This window comes from Janthinobacterium sp. 1_2014MBL_MicDiv (assembly GCF_001865675.1).
GTDB lineage: Bacteria > Pseudomonadota > Gammaproteobacteria > Burkholderiales > Burkholderiaceae_D > Janthinobacterium.
In genome coordinates this window covers 5,262,594-5,281,544 of record NZ_CP011319.1, presented here as the reverse complement: position 1 = coordinate 5,281,544, position 18,951 = coordinate 5,262,594, and the positions used below count along the sequence as shown (strand labels likewise).

Below are 18,951 nucleotides of genomic sequence, written 5' to 3'. Positions count from 1 at the left end.
TTGGATATCTGCATCAAATGTAAGGGCGGCCTGTTCAGCGCTGTCAGCCATTGTCCGTACTGCGGGCAGGCGCTGGCTGGCGCCGCGCAGCCGTCGGCGCCGTTGCCGGCCGCCGTCGACCACAAGCCGCCACCGCTGCCAGTGACGCCGCCGGCACCGGTGAAACCGCCTGCGGTGGCCGCGCCTGCGCCGAAGCCGCCACCCGTGCCGGTATCGGTGCCGAAAGCGGAGCGGTCGAAGGAAGCTCCGCCGGCACCGGCGCCGGCCGCGCCACCGCCTAAGCCAAAGGCGCCGACAGCGCCGACACCACCGGTACCGCCTGCGTCGCCACCGCCGCCACCGCCATCGCGCGCGTGGCTCAAGTGGATAGCCGGCCTCGCCGTGCTGGCGGCCGTCATCGCCTACATGAATGGCAAGCCGGGCGGCAAGAACGCATCGGCCTGCAACGACGCCATCGACAGCGGCCTGAAACTGGTGGCGAATGGCAGCCTCGACGGCGCGCGGCAAAAGCTGGCGACGGCGAAAAACGTTTGCACGGGCAAGTCCAGCGCCAAGGCGGACGATTTGCAGGCGGCGATCAGCAAGGCTGGCGCCGCCTCGGGCGGCTGCCAGCGCAGCGTGCGCGCCATCGAACGCCATATTGACGGTCATCAATTGCAAAGCGCCGCCAAGGGCGTCGCCGCGCTCGATGCCGATTGCGCGGGCGCATCCACGGTGGACCAGCTGCGCAAGCAGCTGGCGCGCCAGCAGGCGGCGGCCGCGTCGGTGCAGGTAGGCGTGCGCCAGGCGCTCGACGGCAAGGATGCGGTGGCCGCGCAAAACGGCATCGGCAGGCTGGAAGCGATCGACCGCGAGGCGCCGGAATTGCCCCAGCTGAAGGGGGACTTGCAAGCCCTGTCCGCTGCGACAGCGGCTGCCGCGGCTGCGGCGACGCCATCCGAGGCGCCGGTGTCAACGCCGGCGGTGCTGGAGACGGCTCCCGTCCCGGCCCCCGCTCGTGTCGCGCCGCGGGAACCCGTGCCTGCGCGCGCGGTCGAACGAGCAGCCGTGGCGGAGGCGGCGCCGGCCGACAATGGCGCCGCCATGCGCAACGAGATGGCGCTATCGTTCCTGCGCGACGCCGAGCGTTCGCTGGCGGAAGGCAAGTTCGATGCGGCCAAGACTTACCTGGACAGCGCGCGCCGCATCGATCCCGCCAATGCGCGCATCGACAGCCTGTCGCGCCGCATCCGCGAGCGCGAACGCCAGGTGCTGCAGACGGAAACAACGATCAAATAGACTTGGAGCGAGCATGTTCAACCAGACCACCCTGCGCGCGGCAGCCGCGCTGACCATCACGGCCATGCTGGCCGGCTGCGCCACGGCGCCGATGAATCCGAATGGCGTGCGCCAGGACAATACCTATCCGCAAGGCGGGCAGGCGCCGCAGGCGGGCGCGACGGACGACGATCCGTGCAGCGTGGGCGCGACGGCAGCGGCCGGCGCGGCCGTGGGAGCCTTGCTGGGAGCGCTGGTCAGCGGCAAGAATGGCGCGCTGAAGGGCGCGGCCATCGGCGGCGGCCTGGCGGCGGCCGGTTGCCTGGCGATCAATGTCAATTCGCGCCAGACCAAGACGGCGGCGCAGGCCGACCGCGACTACATCCGCGCGCGCGGCGCCTTGCCGCGCGAACCGCAAGTGGTGTCGTACACGCCGCAGCTGAGCGCGTCCACCGTCAAGCGCGGCCAGCCGTTCAAGGTCACGTCCGTGGTGGAGCTGGTCAATGGCAGCGCGCAAAGCGTCAACGACGTGCGCGAAGAGCTGGTGGTGCTCGATCCGCAGGGCCAGCCGTTCAAGTCCGGTTCGAAAGCGCTGGCCAGCAACAATAAATCGGGCGGGCGCTTCGAGAACTCGTTCGAGCTGACCTTGCCTGCGGGCGTGTCGCAAGGCGTATATGGCGTCAAGACCAACCTGTATGTCAACGGCAAGCTGGCCGCCACGCGCGACTTGCGCACGCAACTGGTGATGCTGGATGCGGATACGGGCATTGACGCGCAGCTGGCGCTGCGCTGATTGCCGTATGCAAACGCGTAGGTCGGATGAGCGGGGTCAGGCCCCGCGTAAGCCGACAACACCACTAACGCCAACAATGTTGTCGGATTCCGGCCTCTTGGGCCTAATCCGACCTACGCGCCGCCGGCGTAGCCATGCTGGCGCCACGCTTCATAGACGACGACGGCCACCGTATTCGACAGGTTCAGGCTGCGGTTGTCGGGGCGCATGGGCAGGCGGATGCGCTGCTCCGCCGGGAAGCCGTCGCGCAGGGCTGGATCCAGGCCTTTCGTCTCCGAACCGAACACAAACACGTCGCCAGGTAAAAAGGCCACCTCGCCGAACGGGCGCGAGCCGCGCGTCGTCATGGCGAACATGCGGGCCGGGTCGGGCTGGGTGTCGGCCAGGAACGCTGCCCAGTTCTTGTGCACCTTCATGCTGGCGTAGTCGTGGTAATCGAGGCCGGCGCGCTTCATCTTGGAATCGTTGAGGGGAAAGCCCAGCGGCTCGACCAGGTGCAGCTGCGCGCCCGTGTTCGCGCACAAACGGATGACGTTGCCCGTATTGGGCGGGATTTCAGGTTCTACCAAAACGACGTGAAACAAAATACTCTCCTTGTTAACCTATCTACTATCCAATCGGTGCTTCAGCGGCTTCAGCGCGGCGGCGTGCGCGCCACGGCCAGGATGCTGACTTTTCCTGCCCCTGCGCCCTTGCAGGCGGCCGCCAGCGCGTTGACGGTATGGCCGCTGCTCATGACGTCGTCGACGATGCCGACATGGCATCCTTGCAATAGCGCCACATAGTCCGGCGCGATGGCAAACGCATGGGCCAGGTTGGCTTGCCGTTCCTGCGGCGCGACGCCGCTTTGCGCCCGTGTTTCGCGCAGCCGCAGCGCCAGCCGAGGCTGCAAGGGCAGCTGCAGCAGGCGCGCCAGCGGACGGGCGATTTCCAGCGCCTGGTTGAAACCCCGCTCGGCCAGGCGGGCAGGGCCGAGCGGCACGGGACACAGCAGTTGCGGCCGCTCCCAGTCAGACTGTTGCTGTATGGCTACATATAGCAATTGCGCAAGCAGGGGCGCCAGCGCCAGGCGCGCACCGAATTTCAGCTGCAGCAGCAACTGGTCGACGGGCGCCGCATAATCAAACGCCGTGATCGTGGCGTCATACGCGGGCCGCTGGCGCAGGCAGCGTCCGCACAGCTTTGCCGCGTCATCGAGCGGATTGGCGCATAGGCGGCAGCGCGGCCGCAGCTGTCCCAGGTACTGCGCGCGGCAGGGCGGGCACAGCACTTCCGCGCAGCCCATGCCGCACAGCGCGCACTGCGCCGGCAGCAGGCAGGCGCCCAGCCGCAGCTTGAGCGCCTGCCATGCGGCATCAAGGCTGGACCTGGCGGCGTTCCGCATCGCGATGGCGTCGTTCCATGTACACTGCCGACATTATCTCACCTCACCCGATTCAACATGCCAGTTCCCACCAGTCCGCCCAAAATGAGTGCGCCCATCGATGCGGTGCAAGTACGCGATTTCTTTTCCCGTCCGGCGCGCGTCGCGCCGTCGGACTTCCTGCGCCGCGAAGTATCAACGCGCATGCACGAGCGCCTGGAGCTGGTGAAGATCGCCCCCTTGCGCGTGCTCGACGCCGGCTGCGGCCCCGGCGCGGATCTGGCGCAGTTGCACAAGGATTATCCCGCCGCGCAGATTATCGGTCTCGATGCAGCGCAAGCGATGATGCAGGCGGCGCGCGCGCCGGCGTCGAAACTGGCCAGCCTGAACCAGTTCCTCAGCAAGCTCTTGCCGGCCAAGGCGGGCGTGGACTTGCTGTGCGGCGACCTCGGCGACTTGCCGCTGGCGCAGGGCAGCGTCGACCTCGTGTGGTCGAACCTGGCGCTGCACTGGCATGCCCAGCCCGACCGCGTGTTTGCCGAATGGCGCCGCGCGCTGCGCCTCGACGGCTTGCTGATGTTTTCGTGCTTTGGGCCCGACACCTTCCGCGAAGTGCGCGACGCCTTTGCCGAGGCTGACCTGTATCCGCATGCCTTGCCCTTCGTCGACATGCACGACTTTGGCGACATGCTCGTCGAGACAGGTTTTTCCACGCCCGTGCTGGACATGGAGATCATCACCGTCACCTACGACACGCCGGAAAAGCTGCTGGCCGACGTGCGCGCGTTTGGCGGCAACCCGCTGACGACGCGCCGGCGTGGCCTGATGGGCAAGGCGGCCTGGCAGCGCATGCTGGCCGCGCTGGAAAAGATGCGCCGTCCCGACGGCAAGCTGGGCCTGAGTTTCGAGGTGATCTACGGCCACGCCTTCCGTCCGGCGCCGCGCGTGACGCGCAATGGGGAAGCCATCATCCGTTTCGACCTGCCCAGAAAACCCAAATAAAAGCCGAAAGAAACCGACACTTGGTCGCCATCGGCATGCCGCTGTTGCGGCAACCGTTGCAAAGCGCGCGGCGACGGGGCCAGGGGTGCGCACGATGCCGATTATTGCTTGATGGATTCAAGTTTACTTGATTATAATCGTTGATTGTTTGTCAGCTTGCTAAGCTTAAAAAACAAGGGCTGCATACAAAATAAAAAAAACAAAGCAAGACTTAATTGAAGTTACTGCATTAGTATAGTAACCATCTTCCACGCAGGGCCATTTAATGGCGGGGAAGAAAAACAGGATTCCAGCATGCTTGTCCGCCGTCGTTTTTGACAGGACAGTCAGCATGGAATTCGCTGGTGCTTGAGGCGCAGGGCCATGTTTTGGCCGTGTTGCTTTCATGGAGGAGCGGCAGCGGTCCAGTACGGAGAAGTCCGCAGCCGTTTAAAATATCATTATTTTTGGGTGGTTGGGGAAAACATGAAACATGCAAAGCGACTTCAATCGTTGCTGCTCGGGCTGTCGCTGACAGCGTTTGGCATCGGGCGATGGGCCACGGCGGCACCAGCTGCCGGCACCTATCCAGGCACCGGTGGTCCCGTGCCGTTCGAAATGAATCTGCAACCGCCGGCGACACAGATCGCCCATGAAATCTACGATTTGCACACCTGGATGATGATCATCTGCCTGGTGATCTTCGTGGCCGTGTTCGGCGTCATGTTTTACTCCATCTTCAAGCATCGCAAGTCCCTGGGCCACAAGCCGGCCACCTTCCACGAAAGCACCACCGTCGAGATCGCCTGGACCGTCGTGCCTTTCCTGATCGTCATCGGCATGGCCCTGCCCGCCACGCGCACCGTGGTCGGCATGAAGGATACGTCGAACGCCGACATCACGATCAAGGCTACCGGCATGCAGTGGAAATGGGGCTACGATTACCTGAAAGGCGAGGGAGAAGGCATTTCCTTCCTTTCCAACCTGGCCACGCCGCGCGCGCAAGTGGGCGCGCCGGGCGTGCCGCCGACGGAAAAACGCGGCGAAAACTACCTGATCGAAGTCGACAATGAAGTCGTGGTGCCGGTCAACAAGAAGATCCGCATGGTGCTGACGGCCAACGACGTCATCCACGCCTGGTCCGTGCCCGCCTTTGGCGTGAAGCAGGATGCGATTCCCGGCTTCGTGCGCGACACCTGGTTCAAGTCCGACCATATCGGCACCTTCCGCGGCAATTGCGCCGAACTGTGCGGCAAGGAACATGCGTTCATGCCCATCGTCGTCAAGGTCGTCTCGGCCGACGATTACAAGGCCTGGGTTGATGTGAAACAAAAGGAAATGGCCGCACTGGCCGATGATCCAAGCAAGGTATGGACCATCGACGAATTGAAGGTCAAGGGCGAGAAAGTGTATGCGGCCAACTGCGTGGTCTGCCATCAGGCGACGGGCAAGGGCGTGCCGGGTGCATTCGCGCCGCTCGACGGCTCGGCCGTGGTGAACGGTCCGAAGGCGGAACAGATACACGTCTTGCTGAACGGGCAAAAGAGCGGCAAGTATCCGGCGGAAATGCCCGCCTGGAAACAGCTGTCCGACACGGAAATCGCCGCAGTGATCACTTACACGCGCAATTCCTGGTCGAACAAGGCCGAAGAGAACATCGTTCAACCAGCCGAAATCGTGGCTGCACGCAAGTAATTAGGAGCCGCATATGAGTACTAGCACGAGCACTAGCACCTTGGACCACGCCGGTCACGATCACGACCATGCCCACGATCACCCCACCGGCTTGCGCCGCTGGCTGTTTGCCACCAATCACAAGGATATCGGGACCCTGTACCTGTGGTTCTCGTTCATCATGCTGCTGTCGGGCGGCGTGCTGGCCCTGATGATCCGTACGGAACTGTTTCATCCCGGCTTGCAATTCTTTCACCCTGAATTCTTCAACCAGCTGACCACCATGCACGGCCTGGTGATGGTGTTTGGCGCCATCATGCCGGCCTTCGTCGGCTACGCCAACTGGATGATCCCGCTGCAGGTGGGCGCTTCCGACATGGCGTTTGCGCGCATGAACAACTTCTCGTTCTGGCTGCTGCCGCCGGCCGCCATCCTGCTGGCCACGTCCTTCCTCGTGCCGGGCGGCGCCACGGCTGCCGGCTGGACCCTGTATGCGCCGCTGTCGACGCAGATGGGCCCTGGCATGGACATGGCCATTTTCGCCATGCACCTGATGGGCGCCTCGTCCATCATGGGCTCGATCAACATCATCGTCACCATCCTCAACATGCGCGCGCCGGGCATGACCCTGATGAAAATGCCGATGTTCTGCTGGACCTGGCTGATTACCGCGTATCTGTTGATCGCCGTCATGCCGGTGCTGGCTGGCGCCATAACCATGACCCTGACGGACCGCCATTTCGGCACGTCCTTCTTTAATGCGGCAGGCGGCGGCGACCCCGTCATGTACCAGCACATCTTCTGGTTCTTCGGCCACCCCGAGGTCTACATCATGATCTTGCCGGCCTTCGGCATCGTCTCGCAGATCCTGCCCGCGTTTGCCCGCAAGCCGCTGTTCGGCTATGCGTCGATGGTGTACGCCACGGCCTCGATCGCCATCCTGTCGTTCATCGTCTGGGCGCATCACATGTTTACCACCGGTATGCCGGTCACCAGCCAGCTGTTCTTCATGTACGCGACCATGCTGATCGCCGTGCCGACGGGCGTGAAAGTGTTCAACTGGATCGCCACCATGTGGAAGGGTTCCATGACGTTCGAGACGCCGATGCTGTTCTCGGTGGGCTTCATCTTCGTGTTTACCATGGGCGGCTTCACGGGCCTGATCCTGGCCGTGACGCCGATCGACATCCAGCTGCAGGATACCTATTATGTGGTGGCGCACTTCCACTACGTGCTGGTGGCCGGTTCCCTGTTCGCCCTGTTCGCCGGCTTCTACTACTGGTCGCCGAAATGGACGGGCCATATGTACAACGAGACGCGCGGCAAGATCCACTTCTGGCTGTCGCTGATCACGTTCAACGTCACCTTCTTCCCGATGCACTTCCTGGGCCTGGCCGGCATGCCGCGCCGCTACGCCGATTATCCGGCGCAGTTCACGGATTTTAATATGATCGCTTCGATCGGCGGCTTCGGTTTTGGCCTGATGCAAGTGTACTTCCTCGTGTTCGTCGTGATCCCGACCATTCGCGGCGGCAAGGCTGCCCCGGCGAAACCATGGGAAGGCGCGGAAGGCCTGGAATGGACCGTGCCGAGCCCGGCGCCATTCCACACGTTCGAGACGCCGCCCACAGTGAAGTAATGCCAGTGTCACGGGCCGGGGTGTCCTCCGGCCCGCCTTGAATAGAGTGCCTGCCATGACCGAAGTGAAAACTGAGCGTAAAAAACCGAACAACCTGCGCACCGGACTGATACTGGGGGGCCTGGCGGCCTTCTTCTTCCTGTCCGTGTTCGCCAAGCGCCTGTGGTTCTGACGTGACGACCCCGGTGCAACAGGAAACGCGCGGCCTGAACCGCAAGATGCTGGGCAAGCTGATCGTCATTGCCATCCTGATGTTCGGCTTTGGCTATGCGCTGATTCCCGTCTACAAGCAGATTTGCGAAGTGATGGGCATCAATGTGCTGACGCAAAAAGATGGCACGGTGGCCTACGACAACAATACGCAGGTCGACACGACGCGCAGCATCACCGTCGAGTTCGACGGCAATGCGCAGGGGCCGTGGCGCTTCCGCCCCGTCGTTTCGAGCATGCAGGTGCATCCGGGCGAACTGGTGACGGTCATGTATGAAGTGGTCAACACGCAGAACCGCATCGTCAATGCGCAAGCCATCCCCAGCTACGCGCCGCAGAGCGCGACGCCACATTTCAAGAAAGTCGAGTGCTTCTGCTTCAAGCAGCAGACCTTGAAGCCGCACGAGGCGCGGCAGATGCCGGTGGTGTTCTTCCTCGATCCGGCCCTGCCGAAAGAGGTGAAGACCATCACCCTGTCGTACACGTTTTTCGAGATTGCCGGTCTGAGCCAGGCTCAAACGCCGGCCGTGCAATAGGAGAGTGCCATGGCTGAGCCAGCAAAACCTGAAAAAGCGTCGTTCTTCTACTCGCTGCGGGCCGTCATCTGGTCGTTTACGGGTTTGCGCCGCAAGAGCGATTTCGATACGGATTCGCTCAAGCTCAATCCCGTGCATATCGTCATCGCCGGCTTCCTCGTGGTGGCTTGCCTGATCGGCGTCCTGCTTACCATCGTTAAATTCGCTGTCTCATGATTTCGCAACATCTATAACGTATAAAAACCACCCTACAAGTTTTTGAGGAGATGATGATGAGTTCCAACCACGCCGCCGTACCCTATTACTTTGTGCCGGGGCCTTCGCGCTGGCCCATGCTGGGCGGCGCCAGCCTGCTGCTGACCATGATCGGCGCCTCGGCCTGGGTCAACGACGTCTCCTGGGGCCCGTATGTGAATTACCTGGGCCTGGCCGGCATCCTGCTGGTGCTGTATTTCTGGTTCGGCGACGCCATCAGCGAGTCGGAGCAGGGCCTGTACAGCGAACGCATCGACCACTCCTTCCGCTGGAGCATGAGCTGGTTCATCTTCTCGGAAGTCATGTTCTTCGCCGCCTTCTTCGGCGCCCTGTTCTATGCGCGCAGCATCTCGATGCCCTGGCTGGCCGACCTCGACCACAAATTCATCTGGCCCGACTTCGCCGCCCACTGGGGCAATACGGGCCCGGCCGGCACGGTGCAGGAATTCACCACCATGACGCCGTTCTGGATTCCGACCATTAACACGGCCCTGCTGCTGCTGTCGGGCGTGACCCTGACCATCTCGCACCACGCGCTGCGCGCCGGCCACCGCGGCATGACGGCCCTGTTCCTGTTCGCCACGATCTTGCTGGGCGCCATCTTCATGGGCTTCCAGGTCTACGAATACATCCATGCCTACAGCGAACTGAACTTGAAGCTGACGTCCGGCATCTACGGCGCCACCTTCTTCATGCTGACGGGTTTCCACGGCTTCCACGTGACCCTGGGCGCCATCATGCTGTCCGTTATCCTGTACCGCGTGCTGAAAGGCCACTTCACGCCCGAGCACCACTTCGGCTTCGAAGGCGCCGCCTGGTACTGGCACTTTGTCGACGTCGTCTGGCTGGGCCTGTACGTGGTCGTGTATTGGTTATAATGGCGGGGCAGGGCGCGCGCTATTGAGGGGCGCGCCGTCACCATGAAAAAAGCCGTACCGGGAGATCCCGGGTACGGCTTTTTTCATAGTTTGAAGATTTTGCCAATCAGGCAATGCCTAGCCTAATGGATGCCCGTCGGCTGGATATAGCCGAGCTTGTGCGCCAGCAGGATCAGCAGGAACAGGGTGATCGACAGCCCCACGCGCAGGGCCAGCGCCTGCACGGTGCGGTTGCTCTTGCCCTTGTCGCGCATCAAGAAGAACAGGGCCGAGCCCAGGCTGCCCAGGATCAGGATGAAGGCGATGGCAACGAGGATTTTCATGGATGGTAGCGCCAGGCTTGAGGAGGTTTCATTGTAATGCGTATCCGCTTCCATTTTAGATGGATTCCATTTGTTGTAATGCTGCTACTGGTGGCGCTGGGGCTATCGCTGGCGCAATGGCAGCAGCGCCGCGCCGACGAGAAAATCGCCCGCGCCGCCCGGCTGGAAGCGGGCAACCTGGCCGCGCCCCTGGCCTTGAGCGCCGCGCCCCTGCTGCCGTCCGATGCGCAAGCCATCGAATATCGCAGAATCACCGTCACGGGCCGCTTCGTGCCCGCCTGGACGGTGTACCTGGACAACCGCCCGTACAAGGGCCAGGCCGGCTTCCACGTGCTCACGCCATTCCAGCTCGACGGTTCGACCATGCACGTGCTGGTGGCGCAGGGCTGGTTGCCGCGCAACAATGCCGAGCGCACGCGTATCCCCGATTACAGCACGCCTGCGGGCACGCTCACCATCACCGGCATCGCGCGCCTGAACGCGGGCCATGTGATGGAACTGGGCACGCCGCCGCCGCTGGCGCCGCATGCCATCGTGCAAAATGCCGATATCGGCCAGCTGGCGCAGGCCAGCGGCCTGGCCCTGCAGCCATTGATCCTCGAACAGACAGTTAACCCAGTTGATCCGACAGCGGCGCCAGCGTCCAGCCAGCTTCCCGTGCGCGACTGGCCGGCGCCCGACCTGGGCGCCGACAAGCACCGCGGCTATGCATTCCAGTGGCTCGCCCTGGCACTGATGGCTTTTTTATTTTTTGTCTTTACAGGATTTCGACGTGCAAACAAACAGCCCTGAAACAAACCAAGACAGCATGAGCAAACAGACACAAGGACGGTGGAAACTGCTGGCCGTGGTGGCCGTGTGCGCGTTTCCCATCATCGCCTCGTATTTCACCTACTACATCATCAAGCCGTCGGGCCGCAACAACTATGGCGCCCTGATCGACCCGCGCCTGTACCCGATACCCGAGGCGCAATTGCACGTGACGGAACTCGATGGCAAGGACGCGCCGCTGGCCCAGTTCAAGGGCAAGTGGGTGATGCTGCAAACGGGGCCAGCCGATTGCCAGGAAGCGTGCAAGAAGCAATTGTTTGACATGCAACAACTGCGCCTCATGCAGGGCAAGGAACGCGAGCGCCTCGAGCGCGTCTGGCTGGTGACGGATGCGCAGCCGCTCGACACGCTGGTGATGCGCGAATTCGACGGCACCAGCATGCTGCGCGTGAATGGCGACGCGCTGAAAGCGTGGCTGCCGGTGGAACCGGGCGGCAAGAGCAGCGATCACCTGTATCTGATCGACCCGCTGGGCAACCTGATGATGCGCTTCCCGAAGGACGCGGACCCGAACAAGATCAAGAAAGACATCGCCAAGCTGCTCAAAGCTTCGGCGATCGGTTGAGGGGTATCCATGCCGACGATGCATCTTTCCGCGCTGGCCCAGCTGGGCTTGACGGGTCTGCTGGTGGCGCTGTTGCCCTTGACCATGGTCTGGGTATCCGCGGACGCGAATAAATACCGCAAGCTTGTGTGGATCGCCGTCTTTTTGACGGTCGACCTGATCATGTTTGGCGGCTTCACGCGCCTGTCCGATTCCGGCCTCGGCTGTCCCGACTGGCCCGGCTGTTATGGTTCTGCCAATCCCTTCCTCGCGCACGAGCACATCGTGGCCGCGGAAACCCTGATGCCGACGGGCCCCGTGACGGTGGTGAAAGCGTGGATCGAGATGACGCACCGCTACCTGGCCATGGCCATCGGCGTGCTGATCGTGGCGATGATGGTGCAGGCATGGCGCCAGTGGAGGAAGAGCCGGCGCGCGGAATTCGCCCCGGCGCTGCCGACGGCGCTATTCCTGTTTGTGTGCCTGCAGGGCGCGTTCGGCGCCTGGACCGTCACCCTGAAGCTGCAGCCGGTGATCGTCACCATCCATTTGCTGCTCGGCATGGGCTTGCTGGCCATGCTGACGTGGCTGGGCGGACGCCAGGATTACGCCGTGCAACCCTTGCTGCGCGCCGATGCGGATGCGTCCGTGCTGCGCCCCGTGCGCGCGCTGGCCATCGTGTCGCTCGTGCTCCTGACCGTGCAGATCGCGCTGGGCGGCTGGGTGAGCACCAACTACGCCACGCTGGCCTGCACGGATTTCCCCCTGTGCGGCGGGAAAGTCATTCCGGAGATGGATTTCGAGCATGGTTTCCATTTGTGGCGCGAGCTGGGCAAGACGGCCGCCGGCCACTACCTGCCGTTTTCCGCGCTGACGGCCATCCACTGGGTGCACCGCAACTTCGCCTTCATCGTGCTGGCCGGCATCGGCTATACGGTGTGGCGGGCCTGGCGCCTGCCGTCGCTGCGCGGCACGGCGCGCTGGGTCGCCGTGGTGCTGCTCCTGCAGGCGGCCACGGGCCTGGCGACGATTTACCTGAGCTGGCCATTGTCGATTGCCGTCCTGCATAACGGCGGGGCGGCGCTGCTCGTGTTGTTGCTGACCATGTTAAACTACAAGGCTAAATTCCAACTCGATGTTGCGCGGACTTCCGCTTCCGCCTCCGCGACAGTGCCCTCGGCACCAGCCAGTACTTCCCGTATCGCATAAATGACTACTCAGACCATCAGCCGTAAACCATCCCCCCGCATCGCCCAGTATTGGGCGCTGACCAAGCCCCGCGTGACGCAGCTGGCCGTGTTTTGCGCCGTCATCGGCATGTTCCTGGCCAGCGAGGAATTGCCTGACTGGCATGCGGTGGTGTTCGGCACCATCGGCATCTGGCTGCTGGCCGGTGCCGCCTTTGCCGTCAACTGCCTGGCCGAGCGCGAAATCGATGCGCGCATGGCCCGCACGGCGCGCCGCCCGATGGCCATGGGCGACATCACGGTAAAACAGACGGTGGTGTTCGCGCTGGTGATCGGCGGCCTCGGCATGGCGATCCTGTACCACCTCGTCAATCCGCTGACCATGTGGCTGACCTTTGTCACGTTTGTCGGCTATGCCTTGATCTACACCATGGTGCTGAAACCGGCCACGCCGCAAAATATCGTCATCGGCGGCCTGTCCGGCGCCATGCCGCCCGCGCTGGGCTGGGCCGCCGTCGCCAACGACGTGCCGATGCAGGCGTGGCTGCTGGTGCTGATCATCTTTGTCTGGACGCCGCCGCACTTCTGGGCGCTGGCCATGTACCGCCGCGACGATTACGCGCGCTCGGGCCTGCCCATGCTGCCCGTCACGCACGGCTTGAAATTCACGCAATTCCACGTCTGGCTGTATTCGATCGCGCTGGCCGCCACCACCTTGCTGCCGTATGCCGTGCGCATGAGCGGGCTGATCTACCTGGCCTCTGCCGTCGTGCTGAACGCCGGCTTCCTGTATTACGCGTGGAAGATGTACCGCCACTACACGGACTTGATCGCGCGCAAGGCGTTTACGTATTCCATCATTTACCTGGCGCTGCTGTTCGTGGCGCTGCTGGTCGACCACTACCTTCCCTTCGGCACATGAAAAAATACCTGACCCTGTTGTTGGCGGCCGCGCTGGCCGTCGCCCTGGCCGGCTGCGGCAAACCGGCCGCGACCAAGCTGGAATTCAAGAACACGGACGTGACGGGCCTCGGCTATGCGCGCGAGTTCGCCTTGACGGACCATACGGGCCACCCGCGCACCCTGGCCGACTACAAGGGCAAGCTGGTGCTGATGTTCTTCGGCTACACGCAATGCCCGGATGTCTGTCCCACCACCATGGCCGACATGGCCCAGGTGATGCAGGAAATGGGCCCGCAGGCGGACCAGGTGCAAGTGCTGTTCGTCACCGTCGACCCCGAGCGCGACAAGCAGGCCTTGCTGGCCGAATATGTGCCGGCCTTCGACAAGCGCTTCGTGGGCCTGTATGGCGACGCGGCGGCGACGGCCAAGGTCGCCAAGGAATTCAAGGTGTATTACGCCAAGGTCGAGGGCGAGACGGACGACAGCTATACGGTCGACCACACGGCCGGCACTTATGTGTTCGACCGCGAAGGCAAGATCCGCCTGTTCGTGCGCCACGGCGAGAAGCCTGCCGCCATCGCGCACGATCTTAAACTTCTGCTATCCTGATCCGGTCGCGCCGTTCAGGCGCCATCTTCAGGATTAGCGGTACATGGACAAACGTTTCGAGCCTTACGCCCGCCTGGCGGCCTTCATCTTCCTCCTGATCGGCTGCTTCTTCGTCTTGCGGCCTTTCCTGGCCGCCATGCTGTTTGCCGCCTGCGTGGGCATCTCCAGCTGGCCCCTGTACCTGCTGCTGCTCGAACGCCTGAAAGGCCGGCGCAACCTGGCGGCCGCCATCATGACCCTGTCGCTGGTGCTGGTCATCGTCCTGCCGCTGGCCCTCGTCACCTACAACCTGGCCGACAATGTGTCGCGCATCTATGAACAGTTGCGCGCGGCGCTGGAAACGGGCGGCCTGCATCCGCCGGCCTGGCTGGCCAGCATCCCCGTGGTGGGCGAAACCATCGCTGGCTACGTGGAACGCCTGCTCGCCGACCGCGAGGAACTCTTAAATTTGGGCAAGACCATGCTGGAACCGGCGCGCCATTTCCTCGCCTCGGGCGGCATCCTGCTGGGCACGGGCCTGGCGCAGACCAGCCTGGCCGTGTTCGTCAGCTTCTTCCTCTACCGCGACGGCCAGCAGCTGAGCCGCGCCCTGATGACGGGCGCGGGCCGCATCATCGGCGACAGCGCGCCCGGCGTCGGCCTGACCGTCAGCCGCACCGTGCGCGGCGTCATGTATGGCTTGCTGGGCACGGCGCTGGCGCAGGCGCTGGTGGCCGTGGTGGGCTTTTTGATCGCCGGCGTGCCGGCCGTCGCGCTCCTGGGCGTGGCCACCTTCATCTTTTCGCTGATCCCCGTCGGCCCGCCCCTGATCTGGGGCGGCGCCGCCATCTGGCTGTTCAACGACGGCCAGACGGGCTGGGGCATCTTCATGCTGGTGTGGGGCGCCGTGCTGATCAGCGGCGTGGACAATGTCGTCAAACCCATGCTGATCAGCCGCGGCAGCAGCCTGCCCTTCCTGCTGGTGCTGCTCGGTGTGCTGGGCGGCGTGCTGGCCTTCGGCTTCGTCGGCATCTTCATCGGGCCGACCTTGCTGGCGGTGTTGTACAGCCTGCTGCAGACGTGGACCGTGGGCGAAACCACCGTGCCGCAGGGCAAAGATAAGATTACGCTGAAAAAATAATCAGTCCCTGAGGTCAGCGTCGAGATCGCGTTCCTGCTTCGGGATCACCTTGATGAGCACGATGCGCGGCCCGTTCATCTTCTTGACGACGATGTCGAAGTCGACAAAGGTGATGCGCTGGCCCTGTTTCGGGATGTCGCCCAGCTTGACCATGATCAAGCCGCCCACCGATTCCACGTCGTCCAGCCCCAGTTCCTCGTTTTCGATATCGATGCCGAGGATGCGTTCGAGCGAAAAGATGGGCAGGCTGGCCTTGCCGATCAGGGTGCCGTCGCTCTGCTTGAGCCAGTCGTTTTCATTGCGGCGGAATTCGTCGCGGATTTCGCCGACCATGGCGCCCAGCAGGTTGTCGAGCGTGATGAAACCCAGCGGGCGCTTGCCCTTTTCGCCGATCAGGGCGAAGTGCGGCGCGCCGTCGCGGAAGCGGCGGAACAGTTCCAGCGCCGGCGTGCGCGCGGAAATAATGTCGACGGGGCGCAAAAACGGCGTCAGCGAGGTGATGGGCTTGCCCGCCTGCTGCGCGAAAAACAAATCCTTCAGGTGCACCACGCCCAGCACGTCGTCTTCGTTGACGTCGAAATACGGATAGCGGCTGAAGCGGTTGCGCAGCACCGTGTCGAGGTTTTCTTCCAGCGTGCTCGAGGCGTGCAGGGCGATCACTTCATTGATCGGGCGCATCAGGTCCGACACCGTCATCTGTTCGAAATCGAGCGACTGCGCCAGGATGTTGCGCTCGTCGCGCGTGAATTTCTCGCCGGGCTGGCTGGTGCGCAGGATCAGTTTCAGTTCCTCGGACGAGTAGTGGGCGTCGTGGCCGCCCTTGCCGGACAGGCCGGCCATGCGCAGCACCCAGTTGGCGCTGGCGTTGAGCAGGTAGATGGCCGGGTACATGGTCCAGTAGAAACCGTAGAGGGGGATGGCGCTCCACAGGCCGACGGCTTCCGGATTGCGGATGGCCATCGACTTCGGCGCCAGTTCGCCCACGACGATGTGCAGGAAGGAAATGACGCTGAAGGCGACGACGAACGAGACGCCGTGGATCAGCTCTTGCGACGTGACGCCGATGGCGCCGAACAGCGGTTCCAGCAGGCCGGCAAACGCCGGTTCGCCGACCCAGCCCAGGCCCAGCGACGCCAGCGTGATGCCGAGCTGGCAGGCGGACAGGTAGGCGTCGAGCTGGCCATGCACCTTGGACAGGATGCGGCCCCGCAGTCCCTGTGTCTTGGCGATGGCGCGGATGCGCGTGCGCCGCAATGTGACGATGCCAAACTCGGCGGCAACAAAAAAACCGTTCAGCGCGACCAGGAAGAGGGCGAGCAGGACTAGCAAGACATTGTGCATGGGGGCGCTGAAGATGGGCTGTAAAAACGTCATCTTAAACGACGAAGGGCGCCATAGCCTAATTTTGCCGCGCGCGCGCCGTGAAAGCGGGCGCGCGGCGCGCTTTGCCAGCCCTGGTCAGCCCTGGGCGGCCGTTTGCGGCCCGCCGCGCATGGCAAAGACCATGATGGCAGAAACGATGGCGGGGATGGCGACGACGAGGAAAATCGTGCTGTTGGGCCAGTTCAGGCGTATCAGCTCGCCACCGAGCACGGGGCCGATGATGGAGCCGATGCGGCCCACGCCCAGGCTCCAGCCGATGCCCGTCGAGCGCAGGGTGGTCGGGTAGTAGCTGGCCGCCAGGGCGTTGACGGCCGGCTGGCCGCCCACCACGCAAAAGCCGGCGATGAAGATCGTGATGAACAGGAAGGCCAGCGAGACGTCGGGACGGCCGATCAGGGCGATGGCGACGGCGGCGACCAAAAAGCACGGCAGCAGGATGCGGCGGAAGCTGGAGCGGTCGATCAGCTGGCCCATGACGAGGGTGCCGATGGTGCCGCCCACTTGCAGGGCTGTGCCGGCCAGCACGGCGTTGGCCGTCGACAGGCCCGCCTCCCTGGCGATCGTCGGCAGCCAGTTCGACAGGAAATACAGGTTCAGCAAGTTCATGAAGTTGATGACCCACAACAAAATCGTCATCTTCGCGCGGCCGCCCGTAAACAATTGCAGCACGGGCGCGCCCTTGTGTTCTTTCTCGTGCACGACGTATTGCGTCTCGGCCGTGATGGTGACGGTGGGGGCGATGCGCTTGAGCCACCTGGCGACTTTATCCAGCTTGCGTTTTTTCAGCACCAGGAATTGCATCGATTCCGGCAGCAGGAAGAACATCAGCACGCCGATGAGCAGTGGCACGACGCCGCCCACGTAAAACACGGATTGCCAGCCAAACGCGGGAATCAGCGCGGCCGACAGCAGGCCACCGAGCACGGCGCCCAGGGTAAAGCCGCACGAGACCAGCATCATCAGGGTGACTTTCTTGCGCAGCGGGCTGTATTCGCCGGCCAGCGCCATGGCGTTCGGCATCACGGCGCCCAGACCCAGGCCGGTAATGAAGCGTATCAGCTGCAATTGCTCGATGGTGGTGGCCAGCGGCGTGACCAGCATGCACAGCGAGAAGAAGATGGTCGAGCCGATCAGCACGGGGCGGCGACCGAACTTGTCGGCCGTGATGCTGAAGACGAGCGAGCCCACCAGCATGCCCAGCAAGCCGGCGCCAAACACGGGACCGAGGTTGGCCTTGCTCACATGCCAGTCGGCGATGATGGCGGGCGCCACGTAGCCCATCGCCTGCACGTCGAAGCCATCCATGATGACGCACAGCCCGCACAGGATCAGCATGCCGATCTGAAAGGAGCCGATCCTGTTGTTATTGATGAGATCGGGAATATCGATCGTCTTGCCTGCCGTGGACATGGTGCCGCTCCTGTTCTTATGGTGATCGCGCCTTGCCGCAGGGCGGCGGGCGCATGTCTGTCTCAGGTCTCATTACAATCGCTTTTGATTGATTATTCAAACGTTATTTTCGAATGGATTTATCAGGTTTCCTTGTGAATTTTCGGATGACCCTGGATGGCGGCCAGGATCACGTCGAGCGCCGGGTGCATGATCTTGCGTTCGTTGGAAATCACATAGAACTGCTCGCGCAAGGACGAGGCGTCACCGACCAGCACGGCGCCGAACTGCTCCTCGATATCGGCCGCCAGGCTGGCCGGGGCGAAGAACAGGCCCAGGCCCTTGCGGCCGAACGCGTTGAGCATGGCGTTATCCTCGAATTCGCCCACCACGTCGGGGCGCACGCCCTGCTGCACCATCCACTCGTCGATGCGGCCGCGCAAGGCGTTATTGCGCGCCGGCAGCAGGAAGGGCGCGCCCGTCAGGCGCTGCGGGAAGCCGTCGCGGTAGCGCTCGGCCAGCGCCGGCACGCCGAACAGCTTCATCGCGCTTTCGCCCCACAGGTGGCTGGAGACGCGCAGGCTGGCGCCGGCCGGCACGGCGCGGTCCGTCAAGACCAGGTCCAGCTTGTGCAGGGCCAGGTCGGCCAGCAGGGATTCGAATTCATCTTCCAGGCACACCAGCTTGACGGGCTGGTCCAGGCTGCGCGTGGCGTCGAGCATGCGGTAGGCCATCAGTTTCGGCAGCGAGTCGGAAATGCCCACCGTCAAACGCATCTTGTCGACGTCGGCATCGGCCAGCGCATCCTGCATCTGCTCGCCCAGCAGGAAGATCTGGTCCGCATAGCCGAGCGCCAGGCGGCCCGCCTCCGTCGGCACCAGGCGCCGTCCCTGCGGCTGCAGCAGCGAGCGACCCAGTTCCTTTTCCAGCAGCGCCAGCTGGGTGCTGATGGTTTGCACGGCCAGGCCGAGGCGTTCAGCCGCGCGCGTCACGCCGCCTTCCTTGGCAACGACCCAAAAGAAATACAAATGGCGGTAATTGAAACCGGTAGTTTTCATCGCGACCTCCAATCTTCT

Annotated in this window: 21 protein-coding genes; 15 read left to right on the top strand and 6 right to left on the bottom strand. The window is 63.3% G+C overall.

Annotated features, from left to right (window positions below; translation table 11 throughout):
- On the top strand, positions 1–1,278 hold the full coding sequence (locus YQ44_RS22800; protein WP_156894956.1) for a hypothetical protein: 1,278 nt from the start codon (positions 1–3) through the stop codon (positions 1,276–1,278).
- Positions 1,279–1,291: 13 nt separating this feature from the next.
- Positions 1,292–2,050: a hypothetical protein gene (locus YQ44_RS22795; protein WP_071325334.1), complete on the top strand. Its 759-nt coding sequence runs from the start codon at positions 1,292–1,294 to the stop codon at positions 2,048–2,050.
- Positions 2,051–2,163: 113 nt separating this feature from the next.
- On the opposite strand, the gene trmL is transcribed toward YQ44_RS22795, so the two are convergent.
- Positions 2,164–2,634, bottom strand: a complete 471-nt coding sequence (trmL, locus tag YQ44_RS22790) for a tRNA (uridine(34)/cytosine(34)/5-carboxymethylaminomethyluridine(34)-2'-O)-methyltransferase TrmL (RefSeq protein ID WP_071325333.1) — start codon at positions 2,632–2,634, stop codon at positions 2,164–2,166.
- Positions 2,635–2,684: 50 nt separating this feature from the next.
- Entirely contained in the window at positions 2,685–3,434 is a 750-nt protein-coding gene (locus YQ44_RS22785) for a ComF family protein (protein ID WP_071325332.1), read from the bottom strand.
- Between the two features lie 84 nt (positions 3,435–3,518).
- Here YQ44_RS22785 and YQ44_RS22780 point away from each other — a divergent pair, with 84 nt between their 5' ends.
- The 7 genes from YQ44_RS22780 to YQ44_RS22755 all read left to right on the top strand — a co-directional run bounded on the left by YQ44_RS22780 (position 3,519) and on the right by YQ44_RS22755 (position 9,586).
- Complete coding sequence (locus tag YQ44_RS22780; protein WP_071325331.1) at positions 3,519–4,415, top strand: methyltransferase domain-containing protein; 897 nt, start codon at positions 3,519–3,521, stop codon at positions 4,413–4,415.
- 465 nt (positions 4,416–4,880) lie between these two features.
- A complete protein-coding gene (gene coxB / locus YQ44_RS22775) occupies positions 4,881–6,089 on the top strand; it encodes a cytochrome c oxidase subunit II (RefSeq protein WP_071325330.1) in 1,209 nt (402 codons plus the stop codon).
- Between the two features lie 13 nt (positions 6,090–6,102).
- The gene (gene ctaD / locus YQ44_RS22770; RefSeq protein ID WP_071325329.1) at positions 6,103–7,707 is read left to right on the top strand and encodes a cytochrome c oxidase subunit I; all 1,605 of its coding nucleotides are present in this window, start codon (positions 6,103–6,105) and stop codon (positions 7,705–7,707) included.
- Between the two features lie 55 nt (positions 7,708–7,762).
- A complete protein-coding gene (locus tag YQ44_RS29605; RefSeq protein ID WP_232250973.1) occupies positions 7,763–7,879 on the top strand; it encodes a cytochrome oxidase small assembly protein in 117 nt (38 codons plus the stop codon).
- Position 7,880: 1 nt separating this feature from the next.
- Positions 7,881–8,453, top strand: a complete 573-nt coding sequence (locus YQ44_RS22765; RefSeq protein WP_083412010.1) for a cytochrome c oxidase assembly protein — start codon at positions 7,881–7,883, stop codon at positions 8,451–8,453.
- Between the two features lie 9 nt (positions 8,454–8,462).
- Complete coding sequence (locus YQ44_RS22760; RefSeq protein WP_071325328.1) at positions 8,463–8,669, top strand: DUF2970 domain-containing protein; 207 nt, start codon at positions 8,463–8,465, stop codon at positions 8,667–8,669.
- A 56-nt stretch (positions 8,670–8,725) separates the two neighbouring features.
- Entirely contained in the window at positions 8,726–9,586 is an 861-nt protein-coding gene (locus YQ44_RS22755) for a cytochrome c oxidase subunit 3 (RefSeq protein WP_071325327.1), read from the top strand.
- Positions 9,587–9,708: 122 nt separating this feature from the next.
- Here YQ44_RS22755 and YQ44_RS22750 read toward each other — a convergent pair whose 3' ends face one another.
- Positions 9,709–9,909, bottom strand: coding sequence for a twin transmembrane helix small protein (locus YQ44_RS22750; RefSeq protein WP_034748996.1), 201 nt, complete (start codon positions 9,907–9,909; stop codon positions 9,709–9,711).
- Positions 9,910–9,987: 78 nt separating this feature from the next.
- On the opposite strand from YQ44_RS22750, the gene YQ44_RS22745 reads away from it, so the two are divergent.
- From YQ44_RS22745 to YQ44_RS22720, 6 genes are read left to right on the top strand one after another with little or no spacing between them, the layout of a single operon-like run.
- A complete protein-coding gene (locus YQ44_RS22745; protein WP_335589237.1) occupies positions 9,988–10,701 on the top strand; it encodes an SURF1 family protein in 714 nt (237 codons plus the stop codon).
- A gap of 16 nt (positions 10,702–10,717) precedes the next feature.
- Positions 10,718–11,305: an SCO family protein gene (locus YQ44_RS22740; protein WP_071325325.1), complete on the top strand. Its 588-nt coding sequence runs from the start codon at positions 10,718–10,720 to the stop codon at positions 11,303–11,305.
- Positions 11,306–11,323: 18 nt separating this feature from the next.
- On the top strand, positions 11,324–12,493 hold the full coding sequence (locus YQ44_RS22735) for a COX15/CtaA family protein (RefSeq protein ID WP_071326700.1): 1,170 nt from the start codon (positions 11,324–11,326) through the stop codon (positions 12,491–12,493).
- A complete protein-coding gene (gene cyoE, locus YQ44_RS22730) occupies positions 12,494–13,393 on the top strand; it encodes a heme o synthase (protein ID WP_071325324.1) in 900 nt (299 codons plus the stop codon).
- Positions 13,390–13,983: an SCO family protein gene (locus YQ44_RS22725; RefSeq protein ID WP_071325323.1), complete on the top strand. Its 594-nt coding sequence runs from the start codon at positions 13,390–13,392 to the stop codon at positions 13,981–13,983. The genes cyoE and YQ44_RS22725 overlap by 4 nt, the downstream gene beginning before the upstream one ends.
- Positions 13,984–14,026: 43 nt before the next feature.
- Positions 14,027–15,103, top strand: coding sequence for an AI-2E family transporter (locus tag YQ44_RS22720; RefSeq protein ID WP_071325322.1), 1,077 nt, complete (start codon positions 14,027–14,029; stop codon positions 15,101–15,103).
- On the opposite strand, the gene YQ44_RS22715 is transcribed toward YQ44_RS22720, so the two are convergent.
- From YQ44_RS22715 to nhaR, 3 genes are all read right to left on the bottom strand, one after another.
- On the bottom strand, positions 15,104–16,444 hold the full coding sequence (locus tag YQ44_RS22715; protein ID WP_071326699.1) for a hemolysin family protein: 1,341 nt from the start codon (positions 16,442–16,444) through the stop codon (positions 15,104–15,106).
- Positions 16,445–16,561: 117 nt separating this feature from the next.
- Positions 16,562–17,896, bottom strand: a complete 1,335-nt coding sequence (locus tag YQ44_RS22710) for an MFS transporter (RefSeq protein WP_071325321.1) — start codon at positions 17,894–17,896, stop codon at positions 16,562–16,564.
- A gap of 122 nt (positions 17,897–18,018) precedes the next feature.
- Positions 18,019–18,933 carry a transcriptional activator NhaR gene (gene nhaR / locus YQ44_RS22705; RefSeq protein WP_071325320.1) on the bottom strand — a complete coding sequence of 305 codons (915 nt, stop codon included), beginning with the start codon at positions 18,931–18,933 and terminating at the stop codon, positions 18,019–18,021.
- Between the last annotated feature and the right edge of the window lie 18 nt (positions 18,934–18,951).

Bases quoted from the DNA above. Each gene is read 5' to 3' on its own strand.
- YQ44_RS22795 (WP_071325334.1), top strand. From the start codon at position 1,292: ATGTTCAACCAGACCACCCTGCGCGCGGCAGCCGCGCTGACCATCACG.
- YQ44_RS22785 (WP_071325332.1), bottom strand. From the start codon at position 3,434: ATGCGGAACGCCGCCAGGTCCAGCCTTGATGCCGCATGGCAGGCGCTC.
- YQ44_RS22780 (WP_071325331.1), top strand. From the start codon at position 3,519: ATGAGTGCGCCCATCGATGCGGTGCAAGTACGCGATTTCTTTTCCCGT.
- coxB (WP_071325330.1), top strand. From the start codon at position 4,881: ATGAAACATGCAAAGCGACTTCAATCGTTGCTGCTCGGGCTGTCGCTG.
- ctaD (WP_071325329.1), top strand. From the start codon at position 6,103: ATGAGTACTAGCACGAGCACTAGCACCTTGGACCACGCCGGTCACGAT.
- YQ44_RS29605 (WP_232250973.1), top strand. From the start codon at position 7,763: ATGACCGAAGTGAAAACTGAGCGTAAAAAACCGAACAACCTGCGCACC.
- YQ44_RS22760 (WP_071325328.1), top strand. From the start codon at position 8,463: ATGGCTGAGCCAGCAAAACCTGAAAAAGCGTCGTTCTTCTACTCGCTG.
- YQ44_RS22755 (WP_071325327.1), top strand. From the start codon at position 8,726: ATGAGTTCCAACCACGCCGCCGTACCCTATTACTTTGTGCCGGGGCCT.
- YQ44_RS22750 (WP_034748996.1), bottom strand. From the start codon at position 9,909: ATGAAAATCCTCGTTGCCATCGCCTTCATCCTGATCCTGGGCAGCCTG.
- YQ44_RS22745 (WP_335589237.1), top strand. From the start codon at position 9,988: ATGCTGCTACTGGTGGCGCTGGGGCTATCGCTGGCGCAATGGCAGCAG.
- YQ44_RS22740 (WP_071325325.1), top strand. From the start codon at position 10,718: ATGAGCAAACAGACACAAGGACGGTGGAAACTGCTGGCCGTGGTGGCC.
- YQ44_RS22735 (WP_071326700.1), top strand. From the start codon at position 11,324: ATGCATCTTTCCGCGCTGGCCCAGCTGGGCTTGACGGGTCTGCTGGTG.
- cyoE (WP_071325324.1), top strand. From the start codon at position 12,494: ATGACTACTCAGACCATCAGCCGTAAACCATCCCCCCGCATCGCCCAG.
- YQ44_RS22725 (WP_071325323.1), top strand. From the start codon at position 13,390: ATGAAAAAATACCTGACCCTGTTGTTGGCGGCCGCGCTGGCCGTCGCC.
- YQ44_RS22720 (WP_071325322.1), top strand. From the start codon at position 14,027: ATGGACAAACGTTTCGAGCCTTACGCCCGCCTGGCGGCCTTCATCTTC.
- YQ44_RS22715 (WP_071326699.1), bottom strand. From the start codon at position 16,444: ATGCACAATGTCTTGCTAGTCCTGCTCGCCCTCTTCCTGGTCGCGCTG.
- YQ44_RS22710 (WP_071325321.1), bottom strand. From the start codon at position 17,896: ATGTCCACGGCAGGCAAGACGATCGATATTCCCGATCTCATCAATAAC.
- nhaR (WP_071325320.1), bottom strand. From the start codon at position 18,933: ATGAAAACTACCGGTTTCAATTACCGCCATTTGTATTTCTTTTGGGTC.